This window comes from Noviherbaspirillum galbum (assembly GCF_010974945.1).
Lineage (GTDB): Bacteria > Pseudomonadota > Gammaproteobacteria > Burkholderiales > Burkholderiaceae_D > Noviherbaspirillum > Noviherbaspirillum galbum.
Genome location: NZ_JAAIVB010000037.1, coordinates 257,319 through 271,512 on the forward strand (window position 1 = coordinate 257,319; position 14,194 = coordinate 271,512).

Genomic DNA, 14,194 nt, shown 5'->3' on the forward strand with positions numbered 1-14,194 from the left:
TACGGTTAGCGTATGAATGAGGGGAACAGGGCGGTTTAGGCGGCTGAGGTCTTGGTGATTTTTGCCTTTCGCCAAGGATGGTCAGGGTCAATCGGAATCCCATCCGCATCGCATCCCTTCATCGCCAGCACCTTTCCCGTTCGCTTGAAGTACTCATGCCGCTGGGTCTTGGACGAATGGCAAGGCTTACAAAGCCCCATCAGGTTCGATCGCTCGTTGTTCGTCGGATCGTTGTCGACGTGGTCAACCTCACTAGCCGGCACGGTCAGTCCCAGGCGCTGGCAATCAGCACAAAGCGGCTGCGCCGCCAGCACTGAGGCGCGCAGCTTGCGCCACGCCGCGCCATCGAGTGCCAGCGTGCGGCCGGTCTCAAGCTGTCGCTGCTTTAGGGTCTTGCTTGGGTACTTGCTTTGGGTCCTGCTTGGGGTCTTGAGCACCTGGATCCCCCTTGCCGTCATCGGGTTGAGTTCCTGGAGCCGGGGCTTGAGGGTCTGGAGCTTGGGGCGCTTTGGGCTTGTCATCGGCTTTGAGCTTGGGCAGGTTCTCGAACTTGCGGACCTCATCCACGGTGAGCCAGCCATCGGCTATGCCCTTTGCGTAAAAATCCGCTCGGTTGTTGCTGTCGCCTCTCAGGAGGCCTTCAACGTTATGCTCGGCGAAGTAGATACGCCGTCCGGCTTCGGTCAGTAGCATGCGGCTGATCGCCTGCTCCCACATGGCCAGATGGCGCCGCAGGGTGTGGACCACAAAGATGCGACCCATCTCCACGCTGTTGCTGTAGTTGCCGTGTCTCAGATCCCCGATGATGGTCGGAGGTACTCGGAACAGGCGCGCGATTTCCTCCACAGAGAACTGACGTGCTTCGAGCCATTGCGCATCCTCCATGCTCATCGAGACGGTCTGATAGTCCAAGCCTTGATCCAACACAGCAGTCTTTCCAGCATTGGCGCCGCTGCCGTACTGGCTTTGCCAGTGCTGGCCGATCGTGGTCTTCTGTTCTGCGTTGAGCTTGCCGGGGAACTTGAGCAAGCCAGACAGGCGTGTACCGTTGAGGAATGTGCTATTGCCATGGTCACGCTCAGCGAGTGCAAGCTGTACCGTCTCGCGGCTGGCGGTAATCGGAGAGACGCCCACCTTTCCATTGTCGGAGCGGTGGCGCAGGTGGAAGACTTCCTCTTGGATCAGTCGGCGCTTATTGCCCTTGAGGTCTGACACGTCATAGGCAAGGCGGCCGTTGTCCAGCTGGAGGACCGTGACTCGGTCAGCGGGAATCGGGAGCAGCGTGCGCACCTGGCCGTCATACCCTCGCAGGATCTCGGCATAGGCATTGCCACGCAAGAGCACAGACGCTTGCATCAGCTCGCGGAATTCCAGAGCGCTTTGCAAGTCATTCGGCGAGTCGTGAAGTACCTTGTAAAGCGGATGATCGTCGGCCCGGTCTCGGCCGTCATCGTCGGTTTTGCGGTAGAGGATCAACGGCAGGGAGGCGATGGTCTCGGAGATAGCGGAGACGCAGGCGTAGACGGTCGACAGGCTTTCCGCCTGCCCTGGTGCGCCGCCGCCTCCACGCAGGATTGCCGCCCCTCGCCAAGATAGGTCCTCCGAGCGGCGCTCGATGCGGTTGAAGATTCGCTGAATGATGTTCATAGGGTATCGAGCCAAAGGGCATGGAGGCTGCGGGCACCAGCGAGCTGCGGCATGCTGCGCTTTGCAATGCTGGTGTCCATGTAGGCCGGGTCGTCGGTCAGCGTGATTTCGATCAGATCAACGTCCAGCAGCTCGCGCACCAGGGAAGTTCCTCGCTCCTCCCAGCGGTCGCCGTTCTCGCGGACACGAAAGCCGAAAGAGCAGCCGGCCACGTCGCCGCGGTCGACCAGGATGGAGAGGTCCTTGCCGGTGGAAGTGCTGGGCAGGTCAAGCTCGAAGGCAAGGCCTTTGGGATCCTCGATCAGCCGAAGCGTGCCGGCCTGAGTGGTACCGAGCAGCGCCTTGCCGTCGTGCTGCCACAGCGCTCGGATGTTGACGCCGGATTTCAGCGACGCATCGAATGCGCCGCGCCGGATGATCTCGACAAAGCCGCCCAGATCGCGGCTCTCGGAGTTGTAGACTGCGGCATAGCCGGTCAGCTTGCCGGTGGAGTTGGTGCGGAGACTTCCGCCCGATCGTATCTCGAAAGTATTGGTCATCTCCGCACCCTCCATTAGCTGATGGCGATGTCGTCGGCGACCACGAAGGCTTCAGGGTGACGAATCACGATATCGGCTGTTGCCATCGCGCGCACCAGCACGCCGCCGCGCGCGTAGGCGGTCGAGTCAAACGGGTTGACCAGGATATCCAGCTCGGACCAGAGGCCCAGAATGACTTGTGAGAAGTCGCCCAGAATGAGCCGGCCCTTGTTCGGCGAGCCAGTCTTGACCGGCACCTGGTTCGTGACACTCACGCCCAGCTCAGCCATCAAGCCGCCTTCAACCAGGTATTGCGCGCCGGCCGTTGCCGACTTCAGGGTAGTGCGCAGCTTGGTTGCCACCTGCGGATGAGTAAGCCAGGCATTAGCAGTGGCGTTGGACAGTTCCAGCTTTTGGAGCATGGCATTGATGCCGGCCCAGTCCAACGTCGCGAGGCTCGCGGTCTGAATGCCTACAGTCGGCAGGATGCCGGTTGGCTGGTTCGAGCCGCCGCCGTTAATCATGGCCGTGTCGAGCGCTTGCGCCAGGGCGAAGCTCATATCGTCGCGCAGGAGCTGCTCGATCGCTGGGGACGATTGCTGGATAAGCTGGCGGGACATCTCGGACAGAGCGCCAACATGCTTTGGGGCGAGCGACTTCTTCGCGAAGGTCATGTCTGAGGCGGAGAGCGCGCCATTTTCGGCAACCCAGCCAGAGGTAACGCCGGAACCATACGCCGGGATATCGACGTTGCCGGTGAGGCCGGTGAGCACGCGGGCGCCCAGCTGGCGGGCGAGCAGCTTATTTCGGAAGGGCTCGATGAACTGGTCGGCGCGCAGGTCAGTGGCGACCACTTGGCTTGCTGTGCTGGTCAGGTTGACGCGGCGCTCCAGCAAGGACAGCGGCACGAACATGCCGGAGGCTTTGCGGCCGGTGCGGCGCTCGGTCTCTTGCGAGTACTCCAAGGCGGCGCCGGTCAGGCTGCGGCCTTCCATGCCCGCTTTGAGAACGTCCAGCAGGGAGACCCGGCTTTCCAGATCGACTTGCTGGCGTTCTACCGGAGCACCTTGCATGCGGCGCTCAGTCTCAGCCATGAACATGGCTCGCTGCTCGTCGGCTTCCAAACCAGTGATCTCTGCCTTCAGGGCATCAAACTTGGAGGACTCGTCAGCGCTTAGGCTGCGTTTTTCGGTTTCGGCTTTCGCTAGGAGGGAGCGCATCTCCGCCACTTTGGCGGCCTTTTTTTCACGAATTTCTTGGAGAGTCATTTGGATTCCTTTGCAAAGGGGAAAGGGTGAATCTCGCTCGTTATAGCAATGGAAAAACCCGAAGGGTTGAAGTCAGGAAAGATAAAACTATGGTGAACAGAGGAGAACAGCTCGGTGAAATGCCCTTGTTTTGCGCGAGCTTTCGCGAGCCCTCGCGAGGATCATCGAAGGGTCTCCGGAGGGGCTTGGAAGGGGCAGAGAACCGTTCCTGAAGATTCGCGTAACGGCTCAGCAACGGTTCCGTAACGGTTACTTGTTCCTGAGGCAAAGGAGCCCAAAAACGGAACAGGCCCGTTTTCGGAACCCTTCCAATTTTGGGCCTGTTCCTCCAGGGCGGTAAGCCTATGACAGCTGCCTTAGGGGTGAACGACGTTCAGTGCCTCATGTCGTCAGGTTCAGTGCCTTTGGAACGACGTTCAGTGCCTTCATCGAGAATCTGCTCTCATCTTGTCCCCCGGTGATCGATCAAATGCGGTGGGTAGATGGTATTTCTAGATAACGCTCCAGTTTCTGGAGTAGAGAGAAGGGTAAAAAGGGGTCCTATTGCTCCAGAAACTGGAGTAGTAGACGCTCTCTCTACTCCAGAAACTGGAGCTATGCTGCGGCTGCTACTCCAGAAACTGGAGTAAGACTTGCGATTTTCAGATGCCGGTAAGCACCGCGCGGAAATGCTGTTGGCTTGACGTCCATCCCGTCGATTTCATCCAATGCCAACCAGGTAACGGCATACCAGGCCGCCTTGTTTGGACGCGCTCCCTTGCGAGTCTCAAAGAGAAGGCCGGACTCGAGCAGCTCGGACTTGGCCTTCATCAACGTGGTTTGAGAATGCCAGCCGCGAGCCGACATGACGACCCAAGCACAGTAAAGCCGCCCGTTGTTATCGCCCCTAAGCTGGGAAGCGATATCCCATAAGAGCTTTACCGCGCCTGGAGAAAGAGCAAGATAGGCCGGACAATCCAAAACGCTCAAGGGAACGGCTATAAAGCCGCCACCATCGCGCTTTTGCTTGGCGTCCTTATGTCGGCGTTTGGTCATCGCTCAAACGCCCTGTTTGAGGTGTCCAGCTGGAACCGCGGCCGGAACACTTAGATCGGGAAGGGAGGGCGCTCATTGAGTCTTCCCCTTTTTTTGCCGCCTCAATTCCTCGTTGTTGTTGCGATCGATGACGCGGCCGGCAGTTTCGGTCAGCATTCTGGCGGAAGCCAGCGCCATGCGGTTCAACGCGGCTCGGTGAACATGGTCAAGAATGGGAGAATCTTCATTGTCTTCGCTGAGGATGCTGTCCTCGATCAGATCAAGGATGACTGCAATCCCTTTGCCGACATCGTGGGCGAGCTCTGCTAGATCTTCGGCCGGATCATGGCCGCCGTTGACGTGCCAGGAAAAGGATTGGAATAAGGCTTTGGGTGGGCGATTGGACGAGTCTGAGCCAGGCATGCGAGCCTCCTTGAGTAGCGGTTGAACCGCCGCCTCGCTTCCAAACGAGGGGGGGCGGCAGATGGCAGGGTTGGAAGACCGGTACTCAAGGAAACCGGCAGGCCGAAGCCTCCCCACCACCGCCGCCCATTGAAGGCGCAGCATGGTACGGACGAAAAAATACCGCCTGGTGGCGGTTGTCCGCCTCGAGTAATTCGGGCTTCCAAACCCGGTTGCCTCTTTATCAGCAACGGGGAAAGCATACGCCCGCAGTAAACCGGAGTCAATAGCTGTACTCATGCGCCCATCCCGATATAGCGATAGCGCTTGACGTGAACCTCGCGGCCGAAGCGGGTCCGCACCCATTCCCAGTCATCATGGAACTGGTAGCCTTTGGCGCGCAAGCTTGAGATCGTTGAGTGGAGGCAATGGTCGCCCAGGCGCTCGGCCTCGAAGCGGTTCAAGCTCTGGCCGGCGCGCATAATTGCCAGGATGTGACCTTCTTTGGTATTCTGCGCGGGCTGTGTATTCGAAAGCGCGTTCTCTTGGCGGGGCAACGCGCTTTTTTCTTTTTCCAGATCCATGGCTCAACCCTCCACGGTGGTCTGGTTCGTCTGGGCTTCCATTTGCGCGCGCCAGTCTGCGGCGGCCTCGGTACTAATCAAGGTCCGGCGGCCGACTTTCATCAGGCGGGGCCCTTTGCCTTCGTTGACCAGCTTGTGAAAAAAGCTGCGGGAGATGTTGCCATGTTCGTAGCAGAACTCCGCTACGGTAAAGGCAGGCTTGCTATGGATGCGCTTGTCGTGTTCGAAATTGGATTGGATGCTCATCTAAATTCCTTGTCTGTAGTTTCGTGAACACCACTATCACCAGTGGCGTGACAAGGACTTTATAAATTGCGGCTGAATTAAAAAATTTGGATACGTTGCGGACAAATATTTTTCCGTGGCGAACAAATATTTGTCCGCTGCGGAAAGATATTAATTAGCTTTGCTTCTACCTCGCTTTTGGGCTGCTTCTGGAATAGCCAGCGTCCCGGCCGCGCCAGCCTCACGTAGCCAAGTCTTGATAGTGTCCGGCTTTGGAAATGATTCGAGAGAAGTCAGCTTGTGTTTATTTTGCTTGAGGCGTTCAAGGATCTGGTCGGCCATCTCACCGATCCGCGTGTCTGGTTTCTCTACCCACGCTCGTTTCGCATAATCGACGGCCGCTCGACGTGCGAGCTGAAGGTCACGATGGCTTTTCCCAGCGCCTGATTCATAGGCTTGTTTCTTCGCTTCCTTGGCGGCGTCTGCGAAAATTTTTGCGGACTCCATTTCGATTGAGTAGCCGCCAGCGATTGCTTCACAAATAAGGAGCATGCTGATTGCGGCGGCTTCCTCCGCCTTACTACTCGAAAGCGCCTCTCGAAGTGCTGACGTCGCCATGATGATATTGACGGCGGTTTGTCCAATGGGAGAGAGATGCTCGCCGGCTAGTCCCACAGGTGAATGCGTTATGCAATTTTGCGATGCTTCGTTTAGCCACCACATCCGCCAGTCTTCGTATCCGTCGCGAATACTGGGAGCGCCGTCCTTAAAGACGGAGTTTTCCTTGCTCAACCTACTCACAGCTTCTCTCTCGAGGTATGGCAGGATGACGTCGACCATAATGTTGTGTCCATTCCTAATGTCATCTAGCCAAGTTTCGCGCATGCGCCATCTGATCTCGTCCGGTGTAACGGAAAAGACGCGCTGTCCTTCTACAAAAGTAAATCCATTCTTCTGTTCGATCATGCTGCTGTCCTCATCAGTTTTTGTACTGCGGCCGCCTTGTGCTCCGGCGCCAAGTGCGCATAGCGGAGCGTCATTTTGATGTCCGAGTGCCCGAGCAGCTCCCGGACGGTGTTCAGATCCACTCCGGCCATGACCAGGCGCGAAGCGAAGTGATGTCTCATGTCATGCCAGCGGAAGTTCTCTATTTCAGCCTTCTTTAGCAGCTTCCCCCAAGCGGTCTTAACCTCGGTCATGCGGCTTCCATCCCGGCCCGGGAAGACCAACTCTGTGCTTCGGTGCTGGGACTTCCATTGAACCAGTGCGGACTTGGCTTCATCGTTCAGTGGCAAGTGCCGGGTCTTGTTGCTCTTTGCTGTTTCATCCCGCACGGTCAAGATGGCAAGATCGAGATCGATGTCGGCCCAGCGCAGTGAGAGCAGCTCCCCCTGGCGGATCCCGGTATTAAGCGACAGAAGCACGGCCGGCTTCAGATGGTCGACAAATTGATTTTCTTCAACATTTGGCAGTAGCTCATAGCCCCGGGTGGCGCGCCAAGCGTTCGCCCTGGTTCTCCCGTCCCGATCGCGCTTTTCCCGCTCATTCAGTGCCAAGCGCAGGCGCGATTCTTCAGAGTCGGACAAGAACCGAACAATCTTGCCGCCGGATTCATCCATGCGCTTGATCGAGAGAAGAGGGTGCTCCGGAATAAGGCGCCAGTCCACCGCGCGCGAGAAAAGCGACTTGAGGTCATTAAGGTCTCGATTGACGGTCGACGCCTTCCGGCCATCTTTGATCCTGGCGGCCCGCCATTTGTCGATCAGCCTGACGTCAAAGTCGGTCAGCGGTCTATCGCCATACTCGGCGAAAAGTGCCTTGAGGCGGTCAATGATCGCTTCCCCCGTGCGGTTATGCGCGCGCAGGTGATCGCCATAGTCGCCATTGATAAAGGAGAAGAGGGTGAGCTTTCCGCGGATCCGGGCCTTTTTCTCCTCGGCTGGATCGGCGCCGGCCGCTATTCGGCCCAGCAGGATGCGCGCTTCCTCCCGCGCGTCGCTGACCGTAGTCGTCGGAAAGTTCTTGTTGAGCGAGAACCGGACTTGCCGGCCGTCCTTTCCGGTATAGCGGATGCCGTAGTTTTTTGCCCCGCTGGGCGTAATTCGAACGGTAAAGCCTTTTACCTCCGAGTCAGCGATGTCGATCACCTTGTCGGTAGGCTGAAAGTCTCGGAGCAATTCCCTTGTGATTTTTGCCTTCATGAGCTGTGGACTTCTGGTGGACTAGTTCCGCAGCGATCAAGTATAGACATTCAAGGACCGGAATGCTCTAACTCTCTGATTTTTATACCTATATAATACGTCGATGGACGTGAGTGGATAACCGGTTTTTCCTTCACACGGCAGGGGTCACAGGTTCAATCCCTGTACCGTCCACCAGAATTCCAGTCAAGCCGGCTTCCACGCCGGCTTTTGTATTTCTGCCCGCTTTTTCTCCGTTGTTCCCTGCCTGTTTTCCATCGATGGTGCGAAACCCCATGAACGACCTGATCCAACTCCGCAACGCCCTGCGCCAGTTCGCGAATGAGCGTGACTGGGAGCAGTTTCACACGCCGAAGAATCTCGCCTGCGCGCTCTCGGTCGAGGCCGCGGAATTGCTGGAGCATTTCCAGTGGCTGAAGGCCGGAGTCGCGGAGGAACTGGGCGAGCGGGCAAGGACGGAAGTCCGGCTGGAGATGGCGGACGTGCTGCTCTACCTGGTCCAGCTTGCCGACAGGCTTGACGTTGACCTGGTTGCCGCGGCGCGTGAAAAGATGATTCTGAATGCGGCGAAGTACCCGGTGGCGACGGCGAGAGGAAATGCCGCGAAGGCCGGGCATCTGCCGCCATTCCCGGGAGGCCGGAACGAAGAAGGCCCGCCGGGCGGCGGGCCTTCCAAAGAGTGATCTGGTGATGGTGCGGTCCGCGGGCTTGCCTTGCTTCGCGGACCGTCTTGGGATGGCGTCAGTGCTTCGGTGAAGCGCCTTGCGCCATGCCAACGAGAGAATCGAGCACTTTGTCAAAGAGCTGCTCGTCGTGTGTGATCACCGCATATCCTGCCGTCGAAAACACCAGCATCGCGGTTGCCGCAGCCGTCAGGACTTTCCAGTCCCGAAAGAATCCGGATTCCTTCTTTCCCTTCTTGCCGGAAGAAGGCTTTTCAACATTCAACTCCAGTCCGAAATTCAATTTCACTTTCATGGTGGGCCTTTGAGGGGCGCCACGGAAATCATACGCTGCCTGCTTTGTCTTGCCTCGCGACCTTGGCTTCCGGGGCGGACACGCGGATGGTGCTCTCCAGTTGGCAGGCGGCGTGTCGCGAAGGCAGGTTGTTTCCCATGTCTGCCCGGCACCTTGCGTACCGGGCGGGAGAGCGTTGGGTTCTATGCGTCGGATTGGTCTCCTTCTGGGCTCGGTCGAAACGCGATGTCGCTTTGCGTTTCGCCTGCCTTCAGTATAACGACGTCATCCGCCGTCCAGACGACGAGGCAACGCCTTCAAGCCAGGAAAACTTAGTTTTATTCGACAATGCTGTTATTGCATGACGAGGGGAAATGAAAAAGCCGGCTTGAGCCGGCTTTTAATGAATGTCTGCGCGTGTGCCGCGCCTGCCAGTCAGAACAGGGTGCTTGCCGCCCAGTACATCAACCCGATGCTCACCGCCGACGACGCGGCAATGCAGAGTGCCGCCTGGAACTTGTTCACGTTGAAGCGCATGCCAGTCGTGTTGCCGGTTTGGTCGAGCATTTTTTCCATGAGGGGCTTTCAGTGACAGCAATCAGGGGATGTTGAGCATTGTAAAGGCTCTGTGCTTTGGATCAAGAGTCAGAATGGCAACTTGACGAAATTCTTTTTGCGTCGGCGCAAACCTGGTCTTTCCTTCCGCGAAAACCGGGGAACTTTTCTTGGCAAACGTACCATCCTAGGCCGTTTGGCATTGCCCCCGTTCATTTAGTTTATGCGGCGCATTTGAAAGCGCTCAATTGGCCGGTGGAAGTGTTGAACACGTCACAATTTTTAACAGGTAATTTTGAACTGATGCAAATCCTGCATGTCTATCCAGCGTTCACACAAATGATTGGGAGAATGAGATGCAATGCATTCTATGCGCGTCGTTGCCAGTCAATGTTCGAACCTCGCGCATGCACGAGCATCTCGTGCAGATCGGGCTGACCCAGCGGATCGCGCGTCCCGGCAAGGGCAAGGCAGCGTGGATCACGCATTACGCCTGCAGCCAGTGCCACACCGAGTGGAAACACACCGACGACCCTTATGACCGAGCCGCCGGCTGGTCCATCGACAAGGAAGTGCAATGTGCCGCATGAAGGCACGTTCACCGTCCCCCCGCAGTCCTCATTCCTTTACTGCAAAGATCGTCCTTGCCTAGCTGTTTCATCGCCGATCCGTTTGCGGGCAAAAAAAAGCCCGCGAAATTTGCATTCGCGGGCTAAATCCAATTCAAGGAGAGTTGGAGGAGACAGGTGCTACTTTACTGCAGCGCAGCATCGATGGCAAATTCATTATCGCTATAACTGTCATAGCCAGGCTGAATAAGGCCGGCCTCCATGCTGCGTCTTCATCTGGCCGGCGTTTCCACGCCGGCTCCCTCCGCTTCCGCCATCAATGGCGACGTTACCGCCAATGGCAGCGTGCCCCGCGTTTTTCATTTTTCCAAAAAAATTATTGCTTTATCGGTCACAATACCGGACTCGGCTTGCGTGCGCGCAAACCAGGTTGGCGCGCTTCGCTTATACCTCACTAGATCGAAAGCCGTTCACGAGACGGCTGCTTACCATGGAGAGAAGACGAATGAAAAGCAAGGGTAGACCGCTGCTGAAGGCGGGCATGATTGCGATGCTGTGCGCGTTCTCGGGCGCGGCGTTTGCCGCCAAGACGCTGGTGTTCTGTTCGGAAGGCAGTCCGGAAGGCTTCAACCCGCAGTTCTTTACGACCGGCATCACCATGGATGCCTCGGCCGTCCCGATGTTCAACCGGCTGGTCGAGTTCGATACCGGCACCACCAACATCGTGCCGGCGCTGGCGGAATCCTGGGAGATCTCGCCTGATGGCCTGACCTATACCTTCAAGCTGCGCAAGGGCGTGAAGTTTCACACCACCGCCAAGTTCAAGCCCAGCCGCGACTTCAATGCCGACGATGTGATCTTTACCTATTACCGCATGGCGGATCCGAACCATCCCTTCCACAAGGTGACGCCGGGCCAGACCTTCGCGTACTTCGAGGACATGGGCATTTCGAAGATCGTCGACAAGCTGGAGAAGGTGGACGACTACACCGTGCGCTTCAAGCTCAAGCATCCGGAGGCGCCTTTCCTCGCCGACCTCGCGATGGATTTCTTCTCCATGCATTCCGCGGAGTACGCCGACAAGATGAAGGCGGCCGGCACTCCGGACGTGATCGACCGCGAGCCCGTCGCCACCGGCGCCTTCCAGTTCGTCTCCTACCAGAAGGACGCAGTGATCCGCTACAAGGCATTCGACCAGTACTGGGGCGGCCGTCCGAAGATCGACAACCTCATCTATGCCATCACGCCCGACGCCTCGGTGCGCTACGCGAAGCTGAAGGCGGGCGAATGCCATGTCATGGCGCTGCCCAAGCCGGCCGACATCGCGCTCATGAAGAACGACGCCAACATCAAGCTGCTGACCCAGGAAGGCCTGAACGTCGGCTACATCGGCTTCAACGTGGAGAAGAAGCCCTTCGACAACAAGCTGGTGCGCCAGGCCCTGACCATGGCCCTCGACAAGCAGGCCATCCTGAATGCCGTCTACCAGGGCGCCGGCCAGATCGCCAAGAACCCGATTCCGCCGACCATGTGGTCCTACAACGACAAGGTGAAGCCGTATCCCCATGATGTCGCCAAGGCCAAGGAACTGATGGCCAAGGCCGGCCTGGCGAACGGCGTCGACGTCGACCTGTGGTACCTGCCCGTGACCCGGCCCTACAACCCGGACGGCAAGCGCATGGCGGAGCTGATCCAGGCCGACTGGGCGAAGATCGGCGTGCGCGCCAAGCTCGTCACCTACGAGTGGGGCGAATACCGCAAGCGCAGCAAGGTCGGCGAACAGCACGCCATGATGTACGGCTGGAACGGCGACAACGGCGATCCGGACAACTTCTTCGTTCCCCTCTTGGGCTGCGATGCGGTGAAGGGCGGCGGCAACGTCACCCGATGGTGCAACAAGGAATACGAAGACCTGGTGCAGAAGGCCAAGGGCACCACCAGCAAGGCGGAACGCACCAAGTTCTACGAGAAGGCGCAGGAAATCGTGAACGAAGAGGCGCCGTGGATCCCGGTCGCGCACTCGCTGCGCACTACGCCGGTCCGCAAGGAAGTGGTCAACTTCAAGATGGACCCGACCGCCCATCATTACTTCCGGCAGGTGGACCTGGTGAAATAAGCCGCGCAAGCGGCGGCCGGCAAGGATGCGCGTGCTGGCGGCCGCCTGCCGGTTTCGCTATCATGCTGCCTCATCGTGAACCGCGGCGTCCGGCCCACACCGGTCGCCGCGTTTCGCATTGAGGCGGGAAGCTCAAGAGGCATACCAGGCTCCGCCGGGTTCCGGTTCCGATCACTTAGGACACGTCATGTTCGGTTTTTTCTTGCGCCGGGTCGCGCTGGTGATCCCGACGTTTCTCGGGATAACGCTGCTGGTCTTCGCCCTGATTCACCTGATCCCCGGCGACGCTGTGGAGGCGCTCTCGGGGGAGCACGGCATGGACCCGGAACGCTATGCCCGCCTGCTACACGAATTCGGCCTCGACCGGCCGCTGCCGGTGCAATATCTCGATTACGTCTGGCATGCGTTACAGGGCGACCTCGGACGGTCGATCGTCACGCATGAACCGGTCTTCAAGGAATTCCTCACGCTGTTTCCCGCCACGCTGGAATTGTCGGCATGCGCCATCCTGCTGGCGGTGGTGATCGGCCTGCCGGCGGGCGTCCTGGCCGCGCTCAAGCGCAATACCTTTCTCGACTACTCCGTGATGGGCGTTTCCCTCACCGGATACTCGATGCCGATCTTCTGGTGGGCGCTGCTGCTGATCCTGCTGTTTTCAGTCACGCTGGGATGGACGCCGGTGTCCGGGCGCATCGACATCCTCTACGACCTGCCTCCGGTCACCGGCCTCATGCTGGTGGACAGCCTGCTGTCGGGCGAGGAGGGCGCCTTCCGCTCGGCGCTGTCCCACCTCGTCCTGCCGTCGATCGCACTGGGCACCATCCCGCTGGCGGTGATCGCGCGCATGACCCGCTCCGCCATGCTCGAGGTGCTGCGCGAGGACTACGTGCGCACCGCGCGCGCCAAGGGCCTGTCGCGCGCCCGCGTCGTGACGGTGCACGCGCTGCGCAACGCCCTCATCCCGGTCGTGACCGTGATCGGCCTGCAGGTCGGCCAGCTGCTTGCCGGCGCCATCCTGACCGAGACCATCTTTTCATGGCCGGGCGTGGGCAAGTGGCTGGTCGAGGCCATTCACCGCCGCGATTATCCGGTGGTGCAGGGCGGCATCCTGATGTCGGCCACCATCGTCATTCTCGTCAACCTGGTCGTCGATGTCCTGTATGGCATCATCAACCCGCGCATCCGCCACAGCTCATGAGCGACATCTCTCCCCTGGAAACCCGCGACGCCGCCGTCCAGCCCATCGAGGCGGTGGCTGCGTTCGCGCCGCCGCACCCCCTGCGCGAACTCTGGAGCGACTTCAGCCAGAACCGCGGCGCGGTCATCGGCCTTGGCATCGTCCTGCTGCTGGTGGCGGTGGCCCTCCTGGCGGACGTGATCGCCCCGTATTCGCCGATCGAGCAATACCGCGACCTGACGCTGCTGCCCCCGGCATGGCAGGAAGGCGGCAAGGCGGGCTTCCTGCTGGGCACTGATCCGGTCGGGCGCGACATGCTCTCGCGCCTGATCCACGGCACGCGGCTCTCGCTGGTTATCGGCCTGGTGTCGGTGTCCCTGTCGCTCGGCTTCGGCGTCCTGCTCGGCCTCGCGGCCGGCTTCTTCCGCGGCAACGTCGAGATCGCCATCATGCGGCTGATGGACGTGATGCTGGCCTTGCCCAGCCTGCTGCTGGCCGTCGCGGTGGTCGCCATCCTCGGGCCAGGGCTCATGAACGCCATGTACGCGATCGCCATCGTCCTGATGCCGCACTATGCGCGGCTGACGCGGGCGGCAGTGATCGGCGAACTGGCAAAGGACTACGTCAATGCGTCACGCATCGCGGGCGCGGGCACCCTGCGCCTGATGTTCAACACCATCCTGCCGAACTGCGTCGCGCCGCTGATCGTGCAGGCCACGCTCGGTTTTTCCACGGCCATCCTGGATGCCGCCGCGCTCGGCTTCCTCGGGCTCGGCGCGCAGCCGCCGACGCCGGAATGGGGATCGATGCTGGCCAGCGCGCTCGAATTCATCCAGCGCGCCTGGTGGGTCGTGACCTTTCCCGGCCTCGCCATCCTGCTCTGCGTGCTGGCCTTCAACCTGATGGGCGACGGCTTGCGCGACGCCCTCGATCCTCGACTCAAACGCTAGGAAGAGCCAAG

General features: G+C 59.3%; 17 protein-coding genes and 1 pseudogene. 5 read left to right on the forward strand and 13 right to left on the reverse strand.

Annotation, left to right across the window (positions count from 1 at the left end):
* Window positions 1-35: 35 nt before the first annotated feature.
* From G3574_RS11605 to G3574_RS11655, 11 genes are all read right to left on the reverse strand, one after another.
* On the reverse strand, window positions 36-437 hold the full coding sequence (locus tag G3574_RS11605; RefSeq protein WP_328804780.1) for an HNH endonuclease signature motif containing protein: 402 nt from the start codon (window positions 435-437) through the stop codon (window positions 36-38).
* Complete coding sequence (locus tag G3574_RS11610) at window positions 370-1,647, reverse strand: phage portal protein (RefSeq protein ID WP_163963204.1); 1,278 nt, start codon at window positions 1,645-1,647, stop codon at window positions 370-372. Before G3574_RS11610 ends, G3574_RS11605 begins: the two co-directional genes overlap by 68 nt.
* The gene (locus tag G3574_RS11615; protein WP_235953313.1) at window positions 1,644-2,186 is read right to left on the reverse strand and encodes an HK97 family phage prohead protease; all 543 of its coding nucleotides are present in this window, start codon (window positions 2,184-2,186) and stop codon (window positions 1,644-1,646) included. The genes G3574_RS11610 and G3574_RS11615 overlap by 4 nt, the downstream gene beginning before the upstream one ends.
* A gap of 14 nt (window positions 2,187-2,200) precedes the next feature.
* Complete coding sequence (locus G3574_RS11620) at window positions 2,201-3,433, reverse strand: phage major capsid protein (protein WP_163963209.1); 1,233 nt, start codon at window positions 3,431-3,433, stop codon at window positions 2,201-2,203.
* A 594-nt stretch (window positions 3,434-4,027) separates the two neighbouring features.
* Window positions 4,028-4,468 carry a hypothetical protein gene (locus G3574_RS11625; RefSeq protein WP_163963211.1) on the reverse strand — a complete coding sequence of 147 codons (441 nt, stop codon included), beginning with the start codon at window positions 4,466-4,468 and terminating at the stop codon, window positions 4,028-4,030.
* Between the two features lie 72 nt (window positions 4,469-4,540).
* Entirely contained in the window at window positions 4,541-4,870 is a 330-nt protein-coding gene (locus tag G3574_RS11630; RefSeq protein ID WP_163963213.1) for a hypothetical protein, read from the reverse strand.
* Between the two features lie 275 nt (window positions 4,871-5,145).
* Window positions 5,146-5,433, reverse strand: a complete 288-nt coding sequence (locus G3574_RS28340) for a helix-turn-helix domain-containing protein (protein ID WP_235953315.1) — start codon at window positions 5,431-5,433, stop codon at window positions 5,146-5,148.
* Window positions 5,434-5,436: 3 nt separating this feature from the next.
* Window positions 5,437-5,679: a hypothetical protein gene (locus G3574_RS11640; RefSeq protein ID WP_163963215.1), complete on the reverse strand. Its 243-nt coding sequence runs from the start codon at window positions 5,677-5,679 to the stop codon at window positions 5,437-5,439.
* 150 nt (window positions 5,680-5,829) lie between these two features.
* On the reverse strand, window positions 5,830-6,624 hold the full coding sequence (locus G3574_RS11645) for a hypothetical protein (RefSeq protein ID WP_163963216.1): 795 nt from the start codon (window positions 6,622-6,624) through the stop codon (window positions 5,830-5,832).
* Window positions 6,621-7,859, reverse strand: coding sequence for a site-specific integrase (locus G3574_RS11650; protein WP_163963219.1), 1,239 nt, complete (start codon window positions 7,857-7,859; stop codon window positions 6,621-6,623). Before G3574_RS11650 ends, G3574_RS11645 begins: the two co-directional genes overlap by 4 nt.
* Before the next feature lie 133 nt (window positions 7,860-7,992).
* Window positions 7,993-8,136 carry a hypothetical protein gene (locus G3574_RS11655; RefSeq protein ID WP_163963221.1) on the reverse strand — a complete coding sequence of 48 codons (144 nt, stop codon included), beginning with the start codon at window positions 8,134-8,136 and terminating at the stop codon, window positions 7,993-7,995.
* Between G3574_RS11655 and G3574_RS11660 the strand changes: the two genes are divergently transcribed.
* Window positions 8,135-8,542 (forward strand): nucleotide pyrophosphohydrolase, encoded by a 408-nt coding sequence (locus tag G3574_RS11660; protein ID WP_163963223.1) that lies wholly within the window; start codon window positions 8,135-8,137, stop codon window positions 8,540-8,542. The genes G3574_RS11655 and G3574_RS11660 overlap by 2 nt on opposite strands.
* Before the next feature lie 58 nt (window positions 8,543-8,600).
* On the opposite strand, the gene G3574_RS11665 is transcribed toward G3574_RS11660, so the two are convergent.
* Window positions 8,601-8,837, reverse strand: a complete 237-nt coding sequence (locus tag G3574_RS11665) for a hypothetical protein (RefSeq protein WP_163963225.1) — start codon at window positions 8,835-8,837, stop codon at window positions 8,601-8,603.
* Window positions 8,838-9,251: 414 nt separating this feature from the next.
* Window positions 9,252-9,383, reverse strand: a complete 132-nt coding sequence (locus G3574_RS28685) for a hypothetical protein (protein WP_268958875.1) — start codon at window positions 9,381-9,383, stop codon at window positions 9,252-9,254.
* A 395-nt stretch (window positions 9,384-9,778) separates the two neighbouring features.
* Between G3574_RS28685 and G3574_RS11670 the strand changes: the two genes are divergently transcribed.
* The 4 genes and pseudogenes from G3574_RS11670 to G3574_RS11685 all read left to right on the forward strand — a co-directional run bounded on the left by G3574_RS11670 (window position 9,779) and on the right by G3574_RS11685 (window position 14,183).
* Window positions 9,779-9,961 (forward strand): hypothetical protein, encoded by a 183-nt coding sequence (locus G3574_RS11670; protein WP_163963226.1) that lies wholly within the window; start codon window positions 9,779-9,781, stop codon window positions 9,959-9,961.
* Window positions 9,962-10,619: 658 nt separating this feature from the next.
* Window positions 10,620-11,741, forward strand: a pseudogene (locus G3574_RS11675) (ABC transporter substrate-binding protein); the annotation flags it as partial.
* Window positions 11,742-12,243: 502 nt separating this feature from the next.
* Window positions 12,244-13,254: an ABC transporter permease subunit gene (locus tag G3574_RS11680; protein ID WP_163963230.1), complete on the forward strand. Its 1,011-nt coding sequence runs from the start codon at window positions 12,244-12,246 to the stop codon at window positions 13,252-13,254.
* A complete protein-coding gene (locus tag G3574_RS11685) occupies window positions 13,251-14,183 on the forward strand; it encodes an ABC transporter permease subunit (protein WP_163963232.1) in 933 nt (310 codons plus the stop codon). The genes G3574_RS11680 and G3574_RS11685 overlap by 4 nt, the downstream gene beginning before the upstream one ends.
* Window positions 14,184-14,194 lie beyond the last annotated feature (11 nt).